Here is a 20,311-nt window from a genome sequence, read left to right as displayed (position 1 = left end):
ATGATTGTAGACAACTCTGTCTACATGCGCTAGCTTAATTGTGTAGACAGTTCTGTCTACCTAATGACAACCCAGCAGAGGTGAGCTATGAGCATTAAACCCCCATTACCGCCGTTTACCCGAGAGTCGGCGATTGAGAAAGTCCGTCTGGCAGAAGATGCCTGGAACAGCCGCGATCCTGAACGCGTCTCGCAGGTCTATTCCGTCGATACCCACTGGCGTAACCGGGCGGAGTTTGTTGATGGTCGCGAGGCCGTTTGCGCATTCTTGCAGCGTAAATGGGCGAAAGAGCTGGAGTATCGGCTGATTAAGGAGTTATGGGCGTTTGATGGGGCGCGTATCGCGGTGCGCTTTGCCTATGAATGGCGTGATGACTCGGGCAACTGGTACCGTAGTTTTGGCAACGAGAATTGGGAGTTTAACCCGGACGGTCTGATGATCAACAGACACGCCTGCATCAACGATATGCCGATCCGCGAGCAGGATCGTCAGTTCCATTGGCCGCTTGGCCGTCGTCCGGATGATATTGCGGCACTGAGTGAATTTGGCTTCTGATTGTCGTTACTGATAATAAGGCCGCAGTTCCGCATGAAGCGCGGAAATAAGACGCTTTTTCCACTCAACCTCTCCCTGCCGATAGTGTGAAAACAGATGGCCAATTGCCAGGTTGTCCAGGATGGGCAGGGTGAATAACCCTCGTTTATCGGGTTGTGCACTGAACCAGGGCTGCGGAACCAGCGCCATCAGCGGGGCCGCCCGCAGCACTGGTGGCAACTGGGCATAATCGGCACAGCTGAGCTGGATCCTGCGTTGTAAACCCTGGCGTTCCAACTGACGATCCAGCTCATTTTCCGCCTGTGGCCAAGGGTGACAGTAATAGTGCGCATAGTTTGCCAGTTCGCTGAAGGCCAGACTGCTCTTGTGCTGCAACCTCTGCTGCAAGGGGCCCCCAAATACTGCGACCAGGCGAGTGCTGCCAATCAGTGCATAACGCAGTGCGCTGGTACGCTGTTGATGATCGCCCACTGCGATCACCATATCGATGCTGCCTTCCAGCAGATCGTTCCGCCATGAGCGCCGCTCAAAGTTCTGACAACGGATATCCACATTGGCGAGTGTGCTTTTCTGTGCCAGCAGCGGCAGCAATATCGGATGCAGTGCCGGCGGTGCAACCAGGTTGAAATGTCGTGGTGCATCCTGCAAATGGCCGAACAGTTCACCGTCCAGCGAAGAGAACAATGGCGTTAGTTTCTCTTTAAGCGACAGGGCAAACAGCGTCGGCACCTGGCGATGCCCCTCCCGACGAAATAAAGGCTCATTGAGCACTTCACGCAGGCGGGCCAATGCATGGCTGACGGCCGAAGTGCTGATGCCCAACTTGTCCGCCGTTTTCTGGCTGGAGCCGGTGCTGGTCAACAGATAGAGCACTTTCAGCAGGTTCATGTCCATTTGCAGGATGTTCATTAATGGCCTTCCTAATTGAATACGTTTCAATATTGGGCTGAGTATACTTCAGCCCCGTTTACCTCCATAGAATTGGAACATGAAAAAAAACCTTGGTTATCTGACGGCTATGACGGTTGCTCTGTGTTTCGGCGCTCAGGCGCAGCTTAATCCGGCACAGCCGTTGTCCAGTGCGCCGCCCTATTCGCTTTTTGAACAGTGGGCGCAGCCGGTCGCGCCATTTCAGATGTTCCCGCATGTTTATTACGTGGGCACCCGCAACCTATCGTCCGTGCTGCTGAGCACGCCGGAAGGACTGATTCTGATCGACGCCGCGCTGGACGCCAGCGCTCCGGCAATAAGAGCGCACATAGAGGCTTTGGGTTTTAACATCAAGGATCTGCGCTATATCCTCAATAGTCACGCGCGTCTCGATCAGGCGGGTGGCATTGCGCGTCTGCAAGTCTGGAGCGGGGCAAAAGTTGTCGCCAGCGCTGCCAATGCCCAACAGTTGGCGCTTGGCGGCAAACAGGATTTTGCTCTGGGAGATGCGCTGAGCTTCCCGCCGGTGAAGGTCGATATTATCGTCGGGGAGGGGGACAGCATTACCTTGGGCGACCTGAAATTAACGGCATTGATGACGCCAGGCCATTTGCCGGGGGCCACCTCGTGGCTGACCACGCTACATCAGGGAGGGCAAAGTTACCGACTGGTCTATGCTGATAGCCTGGCAACGCCGGACTACTATCTGATCGACAACAAAAACTACCCCAGTCTGGTGCAGGATATCCGTGGCAGTTTTGCTCGGTTGGCTCAGCAGCAGGCGGATATTTTTATCGCCAATAAGGGAACGCGCTTCGATCTGGATAATAAAATGCAACGCCTGCAGGCCGGCGATCTGGATGCGTTTGTCGATCGTCAGGGGTTGCAGCAATATGTGCAACAGTCACAACAGACATTTGAGGCGCAGTTAAAACAGCAACAAAGTAAAATGTGAATTGCGCTGGTTGGCTACCGTGGCCTGCTGAGGATATTGGCGCGAACCGCACCTATCGACAAAGTGAAATTTGTAGAAAAGCCTTCTCTCTTCTAGACTTAGAGGACAATAAACGTACTCAAAGAGGACAAACCATGACGAATAAGCTGGTTTTAGCCATTTGCACTGCAGCGACTTTCACCCTTCTTGCCGGTTGTACGGCTTATGACAGAGCCGCCAGTTATGTTCAGGAGCCTGTGGTCAGTGATGTAAAAGTAGGAATGACCAAACAGCAGGTACGAGCCATTGCAGGTCCACCGTCAACTACAGCTACTCTGGTTCATGCACAGGGTACCTGCGACACCTACGCGGTGGCGCCACGTGACGGGAAAGTACAAACCTATTTTGTTAGCTACAGCGATACAGGTCATGTGATGAACAAAGGTTATCAGACTTGTTCAGACTACGACTCCCAGCCTAAATAACGGCTGTTATGTTGAGCAATTTGGCCCCGCTTCGGCGGGGTTTTTCATTTTTTAACCGCCAGTGGCATGAAGTTTAACCAAACGCACTTTTTCCTGCTTTTTTTTGCATGAAACGATAGACATTTCATAACGGTAGCGCTAATATCTGCGCCCATTGGAAGGATGGCCGAGTGGTTTAAGGCAACGGTCTTGAAAACCGTCGAGTGTAACAGCTCCCAGAGTTCGAATCTCTGTCCTTCCGCCAAATTTAGCCGGCTTAGCTCAGTAGGTAGAGCAACTGACTTGTAATCAGTAGGTCACCAGTTCGACTCCGGTAGCCGGCACCATATAGTTGTACAGACGGTTAATCCCGTCTACGAACCCCAGCAATCTTAATGATCGCTGGGGTTTTTCGTTTTCCGCCCGCGCCGACCGGGTCCTTAAAGGGCATTGTCAGGCGCAAGATGTTAATCTGCATAAATTGCAACCGGAGGTAGTTATGGGCAGCGGCTTCGAAGATTCAAAAGCTTTGTATATCGGCATATGCACAGTGATAGGCGATGCGGTTTTGGTGTTAATTAATGAAGAACGCGCCACGGAAAAGGCCGATATCATTGATGTGTTGAAAACGGCAATCACCAGAGAAGGCAGGGATGTCAGTCTGGATGAGGCTCGTATCCTGGCCGTTGAATGGCTGGAGCGTTAAGCGCTAAAAGCCTATGCTCGCCGGCATTTTCACGAAAACTGACAGTTTGTTGAAAGACAGTGAGCCATGAATAAGATATAACCAGATAGCGAAAAGATAAGGAGTGTTGGATGAAAAGGGCATTGTTTCTTTTGGTTATTTTAACCCTATCTGGGTGTACAGGCTCTTTGGGCTCAATATTGGGTGTTATTCCGCAAAGTTCTGACGTTTGCCCCCAGGGGAAAAACTCAATCACGGGTGAATGCCGAGTTTAATCATAAAAAAACCAACCGCTAAGGGTTGGTTTTTAAAGGGATTTTTGGTCGGCATGAGAGGATTCGAACCTCCGACCCCCGACACCCCATGACGGTGCGCTACCAAGCTGCGCTACATGCCGACGCTGTAACAAATTATACTACCCGTTCCCAATCTCAAATCAAGAGCTCCCCCAACTGACTGATTGTATTTTAAGCAGTTAGTTGGCGATAAAGCGTTTCACATCGGTCAACACCTGCAACAGCAGGGCCAGCTGTGGCTTCTCGTCTTTGATCTCTTTGTCGTTCTTATCGTATGCACGGTAGTTACCGCTGCTATCCAATACCAAAGTTTGCGTAGGAGTGGTGATCACTAACAGGCTGTTGTCGCCGGTCGCGACCCAGTTATTCCTGCGCTGGGCGGTAAACAGATCTTCACCCTGCGAATAATCATTAGGGTTGGTTTTCACGTGTAGCAAACGCTGCATCAGCGTACGCATCACGTCGTTATGACCGGTCAGTTTACTGATGGTCTGTGCCGGGGTGCCCGGCCAGTGGATAACCAAGGGGACCTGCAACTGTTGCTGGTTGAAACTGGTACCCGCACCCCAGTAGCCTTTGCCGGTGTCATTAAATTCAACGCCGTGCTCTGCGGTTATCACCACTACGGTTTTGTCCAGAACACCACGTTCTTTCAGCGTGCTGAGCACCTGAGCAATTTGCGCATCCACATCCTGCGCACCTGCGCGGTAACGCTGAATAAAATCGGCCGGGGCTGGTGTTTTCTCATTGGCCGCAGGTTCAGTACCACGGTAATTGATATAGGAGAACCACGGACCGTTACTGTTTTGGTCAGCCAGCCAGCGTTGCCATTGTTGCGTGGTCGCCGCATCATTTTGCTGTTTTGCTGCCGGCAGCGTGAAGTCGGTCAACAGGGCCTGGCGATACAGGCTGGCGTTAAAACCGTCAGACGAGAACAAACCAAACTGATAACCCTGGGCGCTGAGAGCACTGACCAGAGCGGAAGGTTTGCGCGCGGCGAGAACGCTGTCCAGATAGGTAGGCGAAATACCGTAGAACAGGCCAAACAGGCCGGTATCCGCATGATTACCGGAACTGTAGTGATCGCTGAAGCGAACATTTTCCTGCGCGAAACGGGTCAGGGCAGGCATATCCTGTTTCATATCCTGCTCACGAACGCCATCCACCACGATCATCAGCAGGTTATAGCCGCTGCCTTTGTCGCTGTAGCTAAGATCGTTCAGCGGATATTCCACCGCAACGGCTTCCGGATTCCCTTGCTGCACCAGGCGGCGTTCATATTCCTGCGAATCGAGCAGGCCGTGTTTTTCAAGGAATTTACGTGCGGTCATCGGGTACGACAACGGCAGGTTGGCCCGCTGCATGGTGATCGGACGGTAGAAGTTGGCGTCGGCCCAGATATAAATCAGGTGCGAGGCGAAAAAGGCACTGATGAACAGTGCGGCCAGCGGCTTGCCGAACCGTTGACGGTTCAGACTGCGCAGCTTTTGCCAGCTCCAGGTACCAAACAGCATCTCCACCAGGAAGATAACCGGCACGCAAATGAACATCAGCTGCCAGTCGCGCGCCAGTTCACTTTGATCCGGGTTGATCACCAGTTCCCACACCACCGGGTTAAGGTGAAGATGGAAATGCGTGAACACTTCACTGTCTACCAGCAATAGCGTTAACCCGGCGGTAGCCAGGGCGGCGGAAATAAATCGCAACAGCCGCTGCGACATCACCACAAAGGTGAGCGGGAAAATTACCAGCAGGTAGCCGGCGAAAACGATAAAGCTGAAATGCCCCAGCAGGCTGACCAGCGCATAAACCCGACCCAACAGGGAAGAGGGCCAGTCGGTGACAAACAGGTAGCGGCTACCCAGCCCGAGGGCAAGCAGGATATTGAATAAGGCGAACCAGTGCCCCCAGCTAATCATCTGGGAGACTTTTTCACGATAACGCTGACGGTTTGTCACCATAATTAATTATTAATGCGCTTTATCTTCACTAATAGAAGCTTGCAGAGCTTCTGCAAACGATTTTGCCAATGTTTTCCGCTGCGCGGGAGCCACACTGGTATTGATCAGATTAGTTACCATGTTGCCCAGCACCATCAGAGAAAGATCGGTGGGAGTATGGTGTTTTTCCAGAACATTAACCAGCTCGGAGAGCAGCTGTTCAACGTGTTCGTCACTGTAACGGGATGATTGTGGCATAAAAATTGCGCTCAAAGCCTGACAAAGTCCCATATCTTACCGTATAGGACAGTGATTTTCCGCTCTTTTATCGATTCCCTTTGTCTTTCAAACCGCAGCGTAGCGGGGCTCCCTTTACGGGGGCTGGGCAACTCTCGTTGTGTCACCTGAAATCCATCGGTTCTGCCAGCCATTTACGACCTGAATGGGCGCTGGAAATTTATTGATGTCTGGTGATGAGATCACTGCTTTAAAGTTGCAGCACGGTAGCCTTCAGTGTTTGAATACGCGCCTAAAGAACAGGAGGATTTACCATGAGTCTGGATATCGACCAGATCGCTCTGCACCAGTTGGTCAAACGCGACGAACAAACGCTGGATGTGGTGCTGCGCGATTCTCTGCTGCCCACCAATGCGGCGGTGGAAGAGATGATGGAAGAGCTGCATCGTGTCTATAGTGCCAAGAGTAAGGCTTACGGCCTGTTCAATGAAGGCAGTGAGCTGGCGGACGCGTTGCGTACCTGCCGCAAGGAAGATAAGGACTTTCTGGCCTTCAGCCGTGCGGCGACTGGTCGCCTGCGCGATGAGCTGGCCAAGTATCCCTTTGCCGAAGGCGGCGTGGTGCTGTTTGGTCAGTACCGCTACCTGGCGGTGGAGTATTTGCTGATTGCGGTGCTGAACAGCCGCAACAGTTCGCGCGTTAACGAAGAGCTGGATATCAATACCACTCATTATCTGGATATCAACCACGCCGATATCGTGGCACGCATCGATCTGACCGAGTGGGAAACCAATCCGGAGTCGACCCGTTACCTGACTTTCCTGAAAGGGCGGGTGGGCCGCAAGGTGTCCGATTTCTTTATGGATTTCCTGGCGGCGGCCGAAGGTCTGGATACCAAGGCGCAAAACCGGGGCTTGCTGCAGGCGGTTGACGATTACTGCGCCGATGCCCAACTGGACAAGAATGAGCGCCAGTCGGTACGTCAGCAGGTTTACAGCTATTGCAACGAACAGCTGCAGGCCGGTGAAGAAATTGAACTGCAGGAACTGTCGAAAGAGATTGCGCCCGTAGGCGAGAAAGATTTTCTGCAGTTTTCCAGCGAACAAGGTTATCAACTGGAAGACAGTTTCCCGGCCGATCGTGGCACGCTGCGTCAGTTGACCAAGTTTGCCGGCAGCGGCGGTGGTATCAGCATGAACTTTGATGCCATGCTGTTGGGGGAGCGAATTTTCTGGGATGCGGCTACCGATACGCTAACCATCAGAGGGACGCCACCGAACCTGCGTGACCAGTTACAACGTCGCCAGAACAGCGGCAACAAGTAATTTCACCGGATCGCAGACAATAAAAAACGCCGCAATTGCGGCGTTTTCTACTTCGGCGTCCCGAAAGGTTCGATTTCGTTGCGATTAAACGCGACGGAAGTCGATGTGAGCCAGTTTCGGCTTGAACGGGTGACGCTGTACAGCCTGAACTTTCACTTTGGTTTCTTTACCGTCGATAACCAGAGTTACTGCTTCGCTGTAGAATTCTGGTTTGGATTCCATGTTCTTAACAGAATCATGGTCCAGTTCGATGGAAACTGGAGCTTCTTCGCCACCGTAAACGATAGCTGGGAATTTGTTGGCAATACGCAGGCGGCGGCTCGCACCCTTACCCTGGTCTTTACGTACTTCTACATTGATAGTGAACATTGTTTTTTCTCTAAAAAGAAAATTTACCCTGCTACAGGCGACCCAGTAGCAAGTTCGATTTACCCGTCGCCTTCCAGACCGCAGCCTGTCATGCGTAGGGTATAACCTGCTTTAGCACCGGGCGAACCCAGGCAAAGCGGGCGGCAGTTTAACGGAAAGCCGTCCGCAGGGCAATGGAAACCTGCCCGATTTGCCGGCTGTCAGGATCAAGACAGCTCGTTGGCACGGCGGAAGCGGCCTTGATAATCGAACACTTTTTCCCGTATCTGCCAGAACTGCCCGCGTTTGCGTGCCACTACAAAATCCGGATGGCGCAAGGCCGCTTGCTGGGCCAGCACGTCGGCAGCGGTTTGCCAGGCAAAAGGGACTCCTGGCGCACGCTGATGCGGGCGCAGGAACAGCATTTCGAAGGCTTTGCGCTGCGCTGGGGTCTGTAGCCGGAAACGTTCACTGGTGCTGGTGCCGTCTTCGTCGTAATAAGTGGCTTTCAACCATTCGCCTTTTTCATCACGGCCGCTTTGCAGCTCCATGCCGCCACAGCGCAATACCAAAGCGTCTTTCAACTTCAGCGCAGCCTTCAGCATATCGTCAGGATCGACCAAGACTTCCTGACACTGGTGGCAGCGGCGGGCGGCAATGTCATTCTCAGCGCCGCAATGCGGGCAAATCTTGAAGCGGAAGCGGTAATCGCACTGCTCGCGATGGCCTTCATCATCCTCCAGCCAGCCCTGACAACGGCGACCATAGTGTTCGATGATATCGCCGTTCTCGGTGCATTTGCCCCAAAACAGGTTGGCGAAGCCGCAGCCGGGGCAGAACACCTGTACCGGCTGACTGTCGCCGTGTGGCTTACTGACCCCGACCTCTGGGGTAAACAGGTCGTGCGGGTTACCGGCGTAGTCGAGGATCAGGCAATCTTCCTTGCCGGGGGCCAGCCGCAGCCCACGCCCGACGATTTGCTGATACAGGCTGACGGATTCGGTTGGGCGCAGAATAGCGATCAGATCGACATGCGGTGCATCAAAGCCGGTGGTCAGTACCGCCACGTTGACCAGGTAGCGCAATTGCTGTTGTTTGAAAGCCTCTATCAGCGCATCACGCTCGCTGGCCGGTGTTTCGGCGCTGACCAGCGCGGCTTCACCCTGGGGCAGCAGGCCGTGAATTTCACGGGCGTGCTCAACGGTGGAGGCGAAAATCATTACCCCTTTACGCGTTTCGGCATATTCAACGATCTGGCTGATGATGTGCGGCGTAATGCGATTTTGCTGCTTCAGCTCACGGTTCAGGTCGATCTCACTGAACAGGCCGTTGCTTCTGGCCTCCAGACGGCTGAAATCATACTGCACAATCGGCATATCCAGCCTTTCCGGCGGCACCAGGAAGCCGTTTTTGATCATGTAGCGCAGCGGCAGTTCATAGATGCAGTCACGAAACAGACTGTTGGCATCGCCACGGGTAAAACCGTGATAGTGATACTGATAAATCCAGCCTTTGCCCAGCCGGTAGGGCGTGGCGGTCAGGCCCAATAGCCGCAATTGCGGATTGGTTTTTTGCAGATGCTGAATAATCTGCTGGTACTGACTGTCGTCATCGTCGCTGATGCGGTGGCATTCGTCGATAATCAACAGCGAAAACGCACCGTCAAACAATGGCAGGTTACGCGCCACGGATTGTACGCTGCCGAATACCACCTTGCTGGCGCTGTCTTTTTGCTGCAGCCCGGCGGCAAAGATATCGGCTTCCAACCCGTAGGCGCGGTATTTGGCGTGGTTTTGCGCCACCAGTTCTTTCACATGAGCCAGCACCAATACCCGGCCACGCGCGCGCTTCGCCAACTCGGCGATCACCAGGCTTTTACCGGCTCCGGTCGGCAGCACGATCAGCGCCGGTTGTGGGTGCTGACGGAAATGTTTGATGGTGGCTTCGACCGCTTCCAGTTGGTAGGGGCGTAGAGTAAAGGCCATAAATTAACGCCGTGGGTTGAGAAGGGCCGTCAGGAACAGGTTTTGTAACATCTGATCCCACAAAAACAGTGACATTTTACTCCCCTGACGGCTAAAAAATTTCTATTATTATGCCTTCTGAGCGCCGATGGTGCGAGAAGCGTGGAAATTACCTCTGTCAGGGGGCCGTTTCCACCGCTATACTTGCGTGACAGTAATCGCTGTTTCCCCCTCTTCGAACCTGCCCTGTTGCACCTGGTGCAACGGTGGGTGTCATATTTTAGCAATACGATCAATGCGATCATAACAACGACAGGCAAAGCAGATTCAATGCGACTGGACAAGTTTTTATCTCAGCAGTTAGGTGTTAGCCGTGCGCTGGTAGCGCGTGAACTTCGGGCAAAACGCGTCACCGTAGACGGTGAAGTGGTGAAGAGCGGGGCACTGAAACTGACTCCGGAGCAGGAGGTGACGTTTGACGGCAACCCACTGCAACGCCAAAACGGCCCGCGCTATTTTATGCTCAATAAACCGCAGGGTTACGTTTGCTCCACGGACGATCCCGATCATCCGACGGTGCTGTATTTCCTCGATGAGCCGGTGGCCTACAAGCTGCACGCCGCCGGTCGCCTGGATATCGATACCACCGGCCTGGTGCTGATGACCGACGACGGCCAATGGTCGCACCGCATTACTTCACCCAAGCATCACTGTGAGAAAACCTATCTGGTGACGCTGGAGCATCCGCTGGCGGAAGATACCGCGCAGCAATTTGCCGAAGGCGTGCAGCTGCATAACGAAAAAGATCTGACCCGACCTGCGCAACTGGAACAAATTGAAGACAAGCTGGTACGCCTGACCATCAGCGAAGGGCGTTATCACCAGGTGAAACGCATGTTCGCGGCGGTCGGCAACCGGGTTCTCGAACTGCATCGTGAACGTATTGGTGCCATCGTGATGGATGAGGATCTGGCAGAGGGCGAATACCGTCCGTTGACAGAAGAAGAAATCGCCAGCGTTGGTGCTCCGCACCTGCAAGATTAATTCATTACAAGACTACGGCTGATGAAGGAGTCGTCGAACGTGTTACAGAACCGGTCATCTCACCTCGGTTTGATTTTTATTCTGGGTCTGCTTTCCATGCTGATGCCGCTGGCTATCGACATGTACCTGCCCAGCATGCCGGTGATTGCCAAACAGTTCGGCGTCGAGTCGGGCAGCGTGCAGATGACGCTCAGCGCCTATATGCTCGGCTTTGCCCTGGGGCAGTTGTTCTACGGGCCGATGTCGGACAGCATTGGCCGCAAGCCGGTGATCCTGTGGGGAACGCTGATCTTCGCCATTGCCGGTGGTGCCTGTGCGATGGCGCAGTCGATTGACCAATTGATCAATCTGCGTTTCCTGCATGGGCTGTCGGCGGCGGCGGCCAGCGTAGTGATTAATGCCCTGATGCGCGATATGTTCACCAAGGACGAGTTCTCGCGCATGATGTCGTTTGTCATCCTGGTGATGACCATTGCGCCCTTGCTGGCACCGATGATTGGTGGCGCGTTGCTGCTGTGGTTCAGTTGGCATGCGATTTTCTGGACCATGGGCGGCGCGGCGCTGATCGGTTCATTGCTGGTGGCGTTCTTTATTAAAGAGACGCTGCCGAAAGAGCGGCGGCAAAAATTCCATCTGCGTACCACGCTGGGTAACTTCGCTTCCTTGTTCCGCCATAAGCGCGTGCTGAGCTATATGCTGGCCAGCGCCTTCTCCTTCGCCGGTATGTTCTCGTTCCTCAGCGCCGGGCCCTTCGTGTATATCGAACTGAATCATGTTTCACCGCAGCACTTTGGTTACTATTTTGCGCTGAATATTGTTTTCCTGTTCCTGACCACGCTGGTTAACAGCCGTAATGTACGGCGGTTGGGCGCGATCAAAATGTTCCGTCTGGGGCTGTTTGTGCAGTTGGCGATGGGGCTGTGGTTACTGGCGGTGAGCGCTATTGGCCTGGGTTTCTGGGCGTTGGTGTTGGGCGTGGCCGTTTATCTGGGGTGTATCGCCATGATTTCCTCAAACGCCATGGCAGTGATCCTGGACGACTTCCCGCATATGGCAGGTACGGCATCCTCTCTGGCAGGTACCTTGCGTTTCAGCATCGGTGCGTTGGTGGGGGCGATACTGGCAATGGCGCCCGGCAAAAGTGCCTGGCCGATGGTTTCCTCAATGGCGCTGTGTAGCATTGTTGCGGTGTTGTTCTATCTGTATGCCAGTCGGCCACGACAAAAATCCTCGTCTGATACCCCCTAGTCTTTTCTTCCTGATCCAGGCTCAGCGTGATGTTGGGCCTGGGTGAAGTATCCCCTCCGGCCCAAGCCCGCTCTGAAACCCAATGGCAATGAAAACTTCGTTGCTAAACATAAGTGCGCTAATTAAATCCCCTGCGCACTATCTGTATTCTTTTTGTTAAAAAAATGCTCTGCCCGCTCAGACAGATAACCCGGCTATCCGTTATTTTCCTGGACTAATACCGGTGAGTAATTTGTTTTAAGGCCATTTATAGTCAATGAGTTAGCTTGTAACTCACCGCTGTGGTGCGAGGCTAAATGTTTCCTCAATGTAAAATTATGCCGAGCAATAAGTAGCCGTATTGCAAGAAAAAAGAGTTGAGATCGCGGCGGGAAAGGGTTACATATAACGCAAAAATGCGAGCTGAGTCGCAAAATGCCGTGAAATGACCCCGCAGGGCGTCACTAAAACCGCAGGACATCAGCGAGCGCAGGGAGCGAGTTAACCACTTGTGATGTTTTTTACATTTAAATAACATTCATAAGGGGCAGAGTCGAGCGTCAACGGCTATAACTTAGTTACCCTGTCAGGTAAAAAGCGTTTCATTTTTTCAAACTAGGGATTTCATGTGGAAAGTATCCAACTTTCGGTAGTGCATCGCTTGCCGCAAAGTTATCGTTGGCTATCAGGTTTTACCGGCGTCAAGGTTGAACCGATTCCGCTCAGCGGAATAGACGAAGATAACAACCTGATTGGTCTGAAACTGCTCAGTCATGAGGGTGCTGACGCCTGGCAGGTGATGCAACAGCTTAAATTGTCGTTGCAGGAGATCCAGGTCGACTGCGCCATCGTAGAGTGGGAAGGGGAACCTTGCCTGTTTGTGCATCGCTGCGATGAAAGCGCCACCATGTGTCGGCTAAAAAACGTGGGTGCCGCTATTGCCGAGCCGATGAGCGCTCAATATCCTTTCTGAATCCCGTCGCTAATCCGCCAGCTGTAACAACTGCTGGGTATAAGCGGCGGCCGGTGAGTTAAAGACTGTCTGGCAGTCACCTTGTTCAACCACTTCCCCCTGTCGCAGCACAATCACCTGATGACACAGTGAACGCACCACCTGCAAATCATGGCTGATAAACAGATAGGCCAGCCGGTGGCGCTGTTGCAGTGATTTAAGCAGCGTCAGGATTTGCGCCTGTACCGATTTATCCAGTGACGAGGTCGGTTCATCGAGGATCAGCAACTGAGGTTGTAAAATCAGCGCACGTGCGATGGCGATGCGTTGGCGCTGACCGCCGGAAAACTCGGTAGGGTAACGGTGGCGCAGGGCGGGATCCAGCCCCACCTCCTGTAGTACTTCGATCACCCGCTGTTCTCGCTGCTCAGCGCTCAGTTTCTGGTGAACTTCCAGCCCCTCGGCAATGATTTGCAGCACATTGAGCCGGGGATTAAGCGCGGAGTAAGGGTCCTGAAACACAATCTGCATCTGGCTGCGGTACGGCAGCATCTGCTTCATACTGAACTGGTGCAACGGCTGGCCTTTAAACCACATCGCCCCCCTGGCGTTAAGCAAACGCAGCAATGCCAGCCCGGTGGTGCTCTTACCGGAGCCGGACTCGCCCACCAATCCAACGCTTTCCCCGGCCTTCAACTCAAAGCTCAAATCTTTCAGCGCATAATGCTGACCCACGGTGCGGCGCAGTAAACCGCGCCTGATCGGGAAACTGACCTGCAGGTTTTCCACCTTCAGCAACGGGGCTGCGTCAGCAGGTAGCGGCAGCGGATCGCCTACGTTCTCTGCCGCCAGTAATTGTTGGGTATAGGGGTGTTGCGGCCGGCTAAACAGGTTGCTCCGGCTGCTTTGCTCAACGCATTGCCCCTGGCGCATGACCGCTACGTTATCCGCCAGGCGGCGTACAATATTCAGGTTATGGGTGATAAACAGCAGCCCCATGCCCATTTCTTGCTTCAGTTCTTTCAGCAACAGCAGAATTTGCGCCTGAATGGTGACATCGAGCGCCGTCGTGGGTTCATCGGCAATCAGTAGCTTGGGCTGGGTTAACACCGCCATGGCGATCATTACCCGCTGGCGCTCGCCGCCGGAGAGCTGATGTGGGTAGTCTTTCAACCGGCCCTTGGCGTTGCGAATACCTACGCGATCCAGACACTGAATAATCTCACTGCGTGCTGCGTCGCGCCGCATACCGCGATGCAGCGCCAGGACTTCCGCCAGCTGTTTCTCAATGGTATGCAAGGGATTGAGTGACACCATCGGCTCCTGGAAGATCATCGAAATCTGGTTGCCGCGCACCTTGCGCAGCTCAGCCTCAGGCGCATGCAGCAACGAATTGCCGTTGAACTGGATATCACCGCCGGTATAGACCACCGGTGGTGAAGGCAGCAGGCGCAACACCGACAGTGCAGTGACGCTTTTTCCCGAACCGGACTCGCCCACCAGTGCCAGCGTTTCTGCCTTTTCTATCTGCAGCGAAAGCCCACTGACGACCTGATTCAGTTGGTCACCCTGGCGGAAAGCAACGCCGAGATCCTGAATTGAAAGCAAAGGAGTGCTAGCCATATCAATGCGCCTTGCTGGGGTCAAAGGCGTCGCGTACCGCTTCGCCAATAAAAATAAGTAAAGACAGCAACACCGCCAACACCAGGAACGCGGTAATACCAAGCCACGGCGCCTGCAGGTTGTTTTTGCCCTGCAGCAGCAGCTCGCCGAGCGACGGAGAACCGATCGGCAGGCCAAAGCCCAGGAAATCGAGGGAGGTCAGGGTGGTGATGGATCCGCACAGGATAAACGGCAAGAAGGTCAGCATCGCCACCATGGCATTGGGCAGCATATGCCGATACATAATGACCCGGTCCTGCACCCCCATGGCCCGTGCGGCGCGGATGTAATCGTAGTTACGGGTGCGCAGGAACTCGGCGCGTACCACGCCCACCAGGCTCATCCAGCCAAATAAAATGGTGATGCCGAGCAGCCACCAAAAATTGGGTTGTACGATGCTCGACAGCAGAATAATCAAAAACAGCGTCGGCATCCCTGACCACACTTCAATAAAGCGCTGGCCCCATAGATCCACGCGCCCGCCGTAGTAGCCCTGCATGGCGCCGGCGCAGACGCCAATCACGCTGGAAAACAGCGTCAGCGCCAGCCCGAACAGCATCGAAATACGAAAGCCGTACAGCACGCGGGCCAGCACGTCGCTGCCGTTACTGTCGGTACCTAATAAATTTTGCTGTGAAGGGGCCGAAGGGAAGGGCACCTCGGTGGCGAAGTTGATGGTGTCGTAACTGAAGGGAATCGGTGGCCAAACTGCCCAGCCGTGGCTGTCGATCTGCTTTTTAACAAACGGATCCTGATAGTCGGTGGCGGTATTGAGCTCACCGCCGAAGGTGGTCTCGCTGTAGTCGATAATAAACGGCAGGTACAGGCGGCCCTCGTAGCGCACCAGTAGCGGCTTGTCGTTAGCGATCAGGTTGGCCCCCAGGCTGAGGATAAACAGCACCAGAAAAATCCACAGCGACCAATAGCCACGGCGGTTGCTGCAAAAACGTGCCCAACGAGCCTGATTAATCGGGCTTAAGCGATTCATTGGCGGGCCTCGAAATCAATGCGCGGATCGACCAGGGTATAGGTGATATCGCTAAGGATATTCAACAGCAGGCCAATCAGGGTGAAGATATACAACGTGCCGAACATCACCGGGTAATCGCGCTGCAGGGTGGCGTCATAACCCAGCAAGCCCAGCCCGTTGAGCGAGAACATCACCTCGATCAGTAATGAGCCGGTGAAAAACATGCTGACAAAGGTCGCCGGAAAGCCGGCGATCACCAGCAGCATGGCGTTGCGGAACACGTGGCGGTAAAGGATCTTGTTCTCGTCCAGCCCTTTGGCGCGTGCGGTGACCACATATTGTTTGCGGATCTCATCGAGGAATGAGTTTTTGGTCAGCATGGTCAGGGTGGCGAAGCCACCAATCACCGTCGCCAGCACCGGCAGCGTGATATGCCACAGGTAATCGGTGATTTTGCCATACCACGGCAGGGTATCGAAATTGCTGGAAACCAGACCGCGCAACGGGAACCAGTCGAGGTAGCTGCCACCGGCGAACAGCACAATCATCAAAATCGCGAACAGGAAGGCCGGAATGGCATAGCCAATGATAATCAGAGTGCTGCTCCAGGTATCGAAGGCGCTGCCGTTATGCACCGCTTTGCGGATCCCCAACGGGATCGACACCAGGTAGATAATCAGCGTGCTCCACAGCCCCAGCGTGACTGATACCGGCAGACTATGACCCACCAGTTGCATCACCGATGCGCCACGGAACAGACTGTCACCGAAGTCGAGGCGCATGTAGTTCCACAACATGGTGAAATAGCGCTCATGTAGCGGTTTGTCGAAGCCATAGCGTTTGGTGATCTCGGCGATCACCTCCGGATCCAGCCCGCGTGAGCCACGGTATTGGCTATCTGTCGCACTGCCAACACCAATACGTGCGTGCCCCAGGCCTTCACCGGCACCGCCACCGCCGAAGCCGCTGCTCTGGCCCATTTCGATAGTGGCAATCGCCTGGTCGACCGGGCCACCGGGAGCGATCTGCACAATAAAAAAGTTAATGGTGATGATCGCCCACAGGGTGGGGATAATCAGCAACAGTCTGCGAATCAAATAAGCCGCCATCGCAAACCCCTTATTGTTGTTGAGCCGGCAAACGCGCCGCCTTGTTGACGTCAAACCACCAGTTATCGAAACCAATCACGTAGGCCGGACGGATCGACGGCGTAGAGAATTTGTCCCAGTAGGCATAGCGGTCGTGGTTGGAATACCACATCGGCAACATATACCTGTTCCAGGTAAGTACCCGATCCAGTGCGCGGCCCAGCGGCAGCAGGGCTTTTTCGTCGCCCTGATGCGCGGCGATCTGCCTGACCAGGCTATCGACGGCCGGATCGGTGACGCCGGGAGTATTCCAGCTGGAGTTAATGTATTTGGAGTCCCAGAGCGTCTCAAGACTTGAACCAGGGAAAGGCATTGCCATATAAACCGTCGGCATCATATCGAAATCGCCGTCGCGCATGCGCTTGGTGAATTGGGATATGTCGATTTCACGGATCTGCATATCAATGCCCAGTCGTTTCAGGTTGTGCTGAAACGGCAAGACGTACTGGAAGTTGCTGCCGCTCAGCAACATCAGTTCGAAGCTGAATGGCTGGCCGGTTTTACTGTTCACCAACTTTTGGTTTTTGACCTCCCAGCCGGCCTGTTTCAGCAACTGAGTCGCTTTCAGCAGATTTTGCCGATCGTTACCGCTGCCATCAGAGGACGGTGGCTGGTAGATACTGGTGAATACCTCCGCCGGTACCTTGCCCTTTAGTGGGCCCAGCAGCGCCAGTTCGGCCGCATCCGGGTAGCCGCTGGCTGCGTAGGGGGTGTTCTGGAAATAGCTATTGGTTCGTTGGTAGGCGTTGTAATACAGCGCCTTATTCATCCAGTCGAAATCGAAAGCCAGCGTGAGCGCTTCGCGCACCCGAGGATCGGCGAACAGAGGGCGCCGCATATTGAAGGCCATCCAGCGGGTGTTTTGCGCCGACTGATTGGTTTCATCCTGTTTGATAATGTAATTGCGAGCGAAATTACCGCCCTGGTACTGAGTCGCCCAACTTTTTGGCGAACCTTCGATGCGGAAGTCGTAGGCACCGGCCTTGAAGGCCTCCAGTGCGACTTTGTCATCCAGATAGTAGTCGTAGCGGATGCTGTCGAAGTTAAAGCGGCCGCGGTTGACCGGCAGGTTGGCGGCCCAATAATCGCGTACCCGTTGATAGGTAATGTATTGGCCCAGTCGATAACTGGCGATCTTATAGGGGCCACTGCTCAGCGGTGGGGTGCTCAGTGGCTCGTTCAGCTTGTGATCTTTCCAGAAGCTCTGCGGCAAAATGGGCAGGCTGAACAACCCGAGCAACTTGTCTTTATCCGGCTGTGGAAATTCAATGCGCACCGTCAGGCGTGAAATGGCCTTGACCGATATGCCCTTATACGCCACGCGAAACTGCGGTACGCCTTCGGTCATAAACTTGGTAAAGGTAAAGGCCACGTCGGCGGCGGTAATGGGCGTACCATCGTGGAAGCGGGCGCGCGCGTTAATATCCACTTCTACCCAGCGCATGTCGGCCGGGAAGCGGGCAGACTCGGCAATCAGTGGATAGTAGCTGCCGATTTCATCGTCTGAGGTGGTGAACAGGGTATCGTACAGCGCATCGGTACGCTCGCCGGGAACGCCACGTTGTGCATAGCGGTTAAAGTTATCGTAGGTGCCAATGGCGGCCAGGCGCACATCGCCGCCCTTTGGGGCCGCCGGGTTGACGTAGTCATAATGGCTGAAATCGGTGGCGTATTTCGGCTCACCGAGCTGGGCGAAAGCGTAACTTTCATTGAGGGTTTCGGCCTGCAGGCCAAAACTCAGTGCCGAGAGCACCAGGGCAGCAAAAACGCGCACGGACATCTTGACGGTAAGCTCCTGCTGTTAAGTCGATTAAATCTGGGTCAGCATAACATTTACTGCCGCGCCGCAGAGTAAAGAAGTTAAAAGATTCAGTCCGTTAGCGCCTGATGGTCCATGACCGTATGGGCGTTGCAGAAGGCGACAAAATTGTCGATGCTCAACGGTTTGCTGTAATAGTACCCCTGCATAAAATTAACGTCCTGTTCCTGCAGGAAGCTCACCTGTTCTGCGGTTTCCACGCCCTCCGCCACGGTTTGCATTTTGAGTTTTTTGGCCAGTGAAATGACCGCGTCCAGTACCGGGGCGGTGACCGTATCCCGGCCGATGGAGTTGACGAAACCGCGGTCGATTTTCAGATAGTCCATGCTAAAGCGTTGCAGATAGATCAGTGCGCTGTGGCCGGTACCGAAGTCATCGATGGCAATTTCAATGCCTTGTTTATGCAACCAGTCGAACTCCGCCAGCGCGTTGCCTTCCTCCACCATGCCGCGCTCGGTAATTTCAAATACCAACGTGAAGTAGTTGCCCGGCAATTGCGCCAGCAGTTCGTACACGTCCTGATGGAAAGAGGGCGCACTGAGATGAGAAGGGGAGATGTTCAGACCGAGCTTGGCGCCCTGCGGCAGCGCCGTCGCCAGCCTGGGGGCGTCTTCGGCAATCAGGCGGAACAGGTGACGCGTCAGCGGCACTATCAGCCCTTCGCTTTCGGCGTAGGGAATAAACAGATCCGGCGGAATACGTCCTTCGATCGGGTGCTGCCAGCGGATGAGCGCTTCCAACCCAGCGATGGTGCCGGTTTTGGTATGAAATACCGGTTGATACTCGATAAAGAACTCGTTGCGTTTGATGCCGCGCATCAGGGCGCGCTCCGGGCTTTGGCGCAGTAACAGCATGTAGTAGCAAAGCACGCCGATCATTAAGGACAGCACCAGACTACCCAGCAGAGTCAGGCGGATATCGTTGGGCGTCAGTTTTTGGTTATAAAACATAATAACCATCGGGGTGCCGGCGATGGAAATGCGGTCGGCCTTTTCGTCCGGCAACTGGTTGACCGGCATCAGGTTCGGGCTAAAGCTGGTCAGGGCGCGATCGCCCAGAATAATGGCAATGCCCGGCGCACGTTCGGGGCTGGTGCCAAACATCTGTTGGGGCATCAGGCCGATATCCAGCGTCGCCAGTATGCCGGTATCTTCCTTGCCTGCCTGACGCAGCCAAACCGCGAACGCCGGTTTTCCCGGCACCAGTGGCGTACCCTGCTGCAATTTGAGATCCAACCGCTGGCGTTGATCAATCTCCGGATAAATATTTTTCAGCGCCAACATCATGTCGCCGGTGGCGGAAGAGCAATAGGCAAAGCCGTTTTTCACCAACATAAAGGTACGCACGCCGGCATGAAAAGCCGCCTGATAGGTAATTTCCGGTTGGCTGCTGCTACAGGGTTGTTCGGTTAGCGGCATCAACCGCTGCATGATTTGAGTCAGGTTATTAAAGGTATCGAGGGTAAATTTCTGCGTACGTTGTTCTACCGCGCGTTGATATTGCGTGCGCTGGTGGTTAATCAGCGAAAGCGTAATCCCCATAAACAGGATAAAAAATACCAGGGCCACGACACTGCTTTTAACCAAACTGCGTCGTCTGTGTGAAACGTGGCGTGCAAAAGCCCTTTTCAAGCCCATAAACCTGCCCCCTGAACACGGCGTATCAATTTGTTTTTGTTATAGAGTGACTGCCTAATATATCGCAATGACGGTGTCTCAGTCATTATTCATCGTTTATCCAACGGCTGATAATCATTTAAATCCGGCATTATCACTGTTATCCCCATTTGACGATAATAGGTGAGTTTTTCC

Annotated in this window: 18 protein-coding genes and 3 tRNA genes; 10 read left to right on the top strand and 11 right to left on the bottom strand. The window is 54.0% G+C overall.

Annotated features, from left to right (window positions below; translation table 11 throughout):
* Window positions 1-87: 87 nt before the first annotated feature.
* Window positions 88-555 carry a nuclear transport factor 2 family protein gene (locus M2406_RS17755; protein WP_012145977.1) on the top strand — a complete coding sequence of 156 codons (468 nt, stop codon included), beginning with the start codon at window positions 88-90 and terminating at the stop codon, window positions 553-555.
* Window positions 556-561: 6 nt separating this feature from the next.
* Here the strand turns inward: M2406_RS17755 and M2406_RS17750 are convergent, their stop codons facing one another.
* Complete coding sequence (locus M2406_RS17750; RefSeq protein ID WP_259190886.1) at window positions 562-1,464, bottom strand: LysR family transcriptional regulator; 903 nt, start codon at window positions 1,462-1,464, stop codon at window positions 562-564.
* 79 nt (window positions 1,465-1,543) lie between these two features.
* On the opposite strand from M2406_RS17750, the gene blaSPR reads away from it, so the two are divergent.
* From blaSPR to M2406_RS17725, 5 genes are all read left to right on the top strand, one after another.
* Entirely contained in the window at window positions 1,544-2,440 is an 897-nt protein-coding gene (gene blaSPR / locus M2406_RS17745; protein ID WP_259190885.1) for an SPR family subclass B3 metallo-beta-lactamase, read from the top strand.
* A 134-nt stretch (window positions 2,441-2,574) separates the two neighbouring features.
* Window positions 2,575-2,904 carry an osmotically-inducible lipoprotein OsmE gene (gene osmE, locus M2406_RS17740; RefSeq protein ID WP_012145974.1) on the top strand — a complete coding sequence of 110 codons (330 nt, stop codon included), beginning with the start codon at window positions 2,575-2,577 and terminating at the stop codon, window positions 2,902-2,904.
* Between the two features lie 156 nt (window positions 2,905-3,060).
* Window positions 3,061-3,148, top strand: a tRNA-Ser gene (locus M2406_RS17735).
* Between the two features lie 6 nt (window positions 3,149-3,154).
* A tRNA-Thr gene (locus M2406_RS17730) sits at window positions 3,155-3,230 on the top strand.
* A gap of 152 nt (window positions 3,231-3,382) precedes the next feature.
* Window positions 3,383-3,589 (top strand): DUF2767 family protein, encoded by a 207-nt coding sequence (locus tag M2406_RS17725; RefSeq protein ID WP_017893457.1) that lies wholly within the window; start codon window positions 3,383-3,385, stop codon window positions 3,587-3,589.
* A 299-nt stretch (window positions 3,590-3,888) separates the two neighbouring features.
* Here the strand turns inward: M2406_RS17725 and M2406_RS17720 are convergent.
* From M2406_RS17720 to M2406_RS17710, 3 genes are all read right to left on the bottom strand, one after another.
* Window positions 3,889-3,965 (bottom strand) — tRNA-Pro (locus M2406_RS17720).
* A gap of 78 nt (window positions 3,966-4,043) precedes the next feature.
* A complete protein-coding gene (gene yejM / locus M2406_RS17715) occupies window positions 4,044-5,825 on the bottom strand; it encodes an LPS biosynthesis-modulating metalloenzyme YejM (protein ID WP_259190884.1) in 1,782 nt (593 codons plus the stop codon).
* Window positions 5,826-5,834: 9 nt separating this feature from the next.
* Window positions 5,835-6,062, bottom strand: coding sequence for a YejL family protein (locus M2406_RS17710; protein WP_259191013.1), 228 nt, complete (start codon window positions 6,060-6,062; stop codon window positions 5,835-5,837).
* Between the two features lie 293 nt (window positions 6,063-6,355).
* On the opposite strand from M2406_RS17710, the gene yejK reads away from it, so the two are divergent.
* Window positions 6,356-7,366, top strand: coding sequence for a nucleoid-associated protein YejK (gene yejK / locus M2406_RS17705; protein ID WP_012145971.1), 1,011 nt, complete (start codon window positions 6,356-6,358; stop codon window positions 7,364-7,366).
* Window positions 7,367-7,450: 84 nt separating this feature from the next.
* Here yejK and rplY read toward each other — a convergent pair whose 3' ends face one another.
* Window positions 7,451-7,735: a 50S ribosomal protein L25 gene (rplY, locus tag M2406_RS17700; RefSeq protein WP_012145970.1), complete on the bottom strand. Its 285-nt coding sequence runs from the start codon at window positions 7,733-7,735 to the stop codon at window positions 7,451-7,453.
* A 206-nt stretch (window positions 7,736-7,941) separates the two neighbouring features.
* Window positions 7,942-9,699 (bottom strand): DEAD/DEAH box helicase, encoded by a 1,758-nt coding sequence (locus M2406_RS17695; RefSeq protein ID WP_259190880.1) that lies wholly within the window; start codon window positions 9,697-9,699, stop codon window positions 7,942-7,944.
* A 309-nt stretch (window positions 9,700-10,008) separates the two neighbouring features.
* Between M2406_RS17695 and rsuA the strand changes: the two genes are divergently transcribed.
* From rsuA to M2406_RS17680, 3 genes are all read left to right on the top strand, one after another.
* A complete protein-coding gene (gene rsuA, locus M2406_RS17690) occupies window positions 10,009-10,722 on the top strand; it encodes a 16S rRNA pseudouridine(516) synthase RsuA (protein WP_017893452.1) in 714 nt (237 codons plus the stop codon).
* Window positions 10,723-10,761: 39 nt separating this feature from the next.
* Window positions 10,762-11,970, top strand: a complete 1,209-nt coding sequence (locus M2406_RS17685) for a Bcr/CflA family multidrug efflux MFS transporter (RefSeq protein WP_012145967.1) — start codon at window positions 10,762-10,764, stop codon at window positions 11,968-11,970.
* A gap of 607 nt (window positions 11,971-12,577) precedes the next feature.
* Window positions 12,578-12,922 (top strand): YejG family protein, encoded by a 345-nt coding sequence (locus M2406_RS17680; protein WP_012145966.1) that lies wholly within the window; start codon window positions 12,578-12,580, stop codon window positions 12,920-12,922.
* A gap of 9 nt (window positions 12,923-12,931) precedes the next feature.
* On the opposite strand, the gene yejF is transcribed toward M2406_RS17680, so the two are convergent.
* The 5 genes from yejF to M2406_RS17655 form a co-directional block, all read right to left on the bottom strand.
* The gene (gene yejF / locus M2406_RS17675) at window positions 12,932-14,524 is read right to left on the bottom strand and encodes a microcin C ABC transporter ATP-binding protein YejF (RefSeq protein WP_259190878.1); all 1,593 of its coding nucleotides are present in this window, start codon (window positions 14,522-14,524) and stop codon (window positions 12,932-12,934) included.
* A 1-nt stretch (window position 14,525) separates the two neighbouring features.
* Window positions 14,526-15,551, bottom strand: coding sequence for an ABC transporter permease (locus M2406_RS17670; RefSeq protein ID WP_115184181.1), 1,026 nt, complete (start codon window positions 15,549-15,551; stop codon window positions 14,526-14,528).
* Window positions 15,548-16,642, bottom strand: a complete 1,095-nt coding sequence (locus M2406_RS17665) for a microcin C ABC transporter permease YejB (protein WP_012145963.1) — start codon at window positions 16,640-16,642, stop codon at window positions 15,548-15,550. The genes M2406_RS17670 and M2406_RS17665 overlap by 4 nt, the downstream gene beginning before the upstream one ends.
* Before the next feature lie 10 nt (window positions 16,643-16,652).
* A complete protein-coding gene (locus M2406_RS17660) occupies window positions 16,653-18,461 on the bottom strand; it encodes an extracellular solute-binding protein (protein WP_012145962.1) in 1,809 nt (602 codons plus the stop codon).
* A gap of 89 nt (window positions 18,462-18,550) precedes the next feature.
* Window positions 18,551-20,137 (bottom strand): cyclic di-GMP phosphodiesterase, encoded by a 1,587-nt coding sequence (locus tag M2406_RS17655; protein ID WP_259190871.1) that lies wholly within the window; start codon window positions 20,135-20,137, stop codon window positions 18,551-18,553.
* Window positions 20,138-20,311 lie beyond the last annotated feature (174 nt).

This window comes from Serratia sp. BIGb0163, from assembly GCF_024809935.1.
Taxonomy (GTDB): Bacteria; Pseudomonadota; Gammaproteobacteria; order Enterobacterales; family Enterobacteriaceae; genus Serratia; species Serratia quinivorans.
Note: the sequence above shows the minus strand (reverse complement) of the source record. Positions and strands in the feature narration are given on the sequence as shown.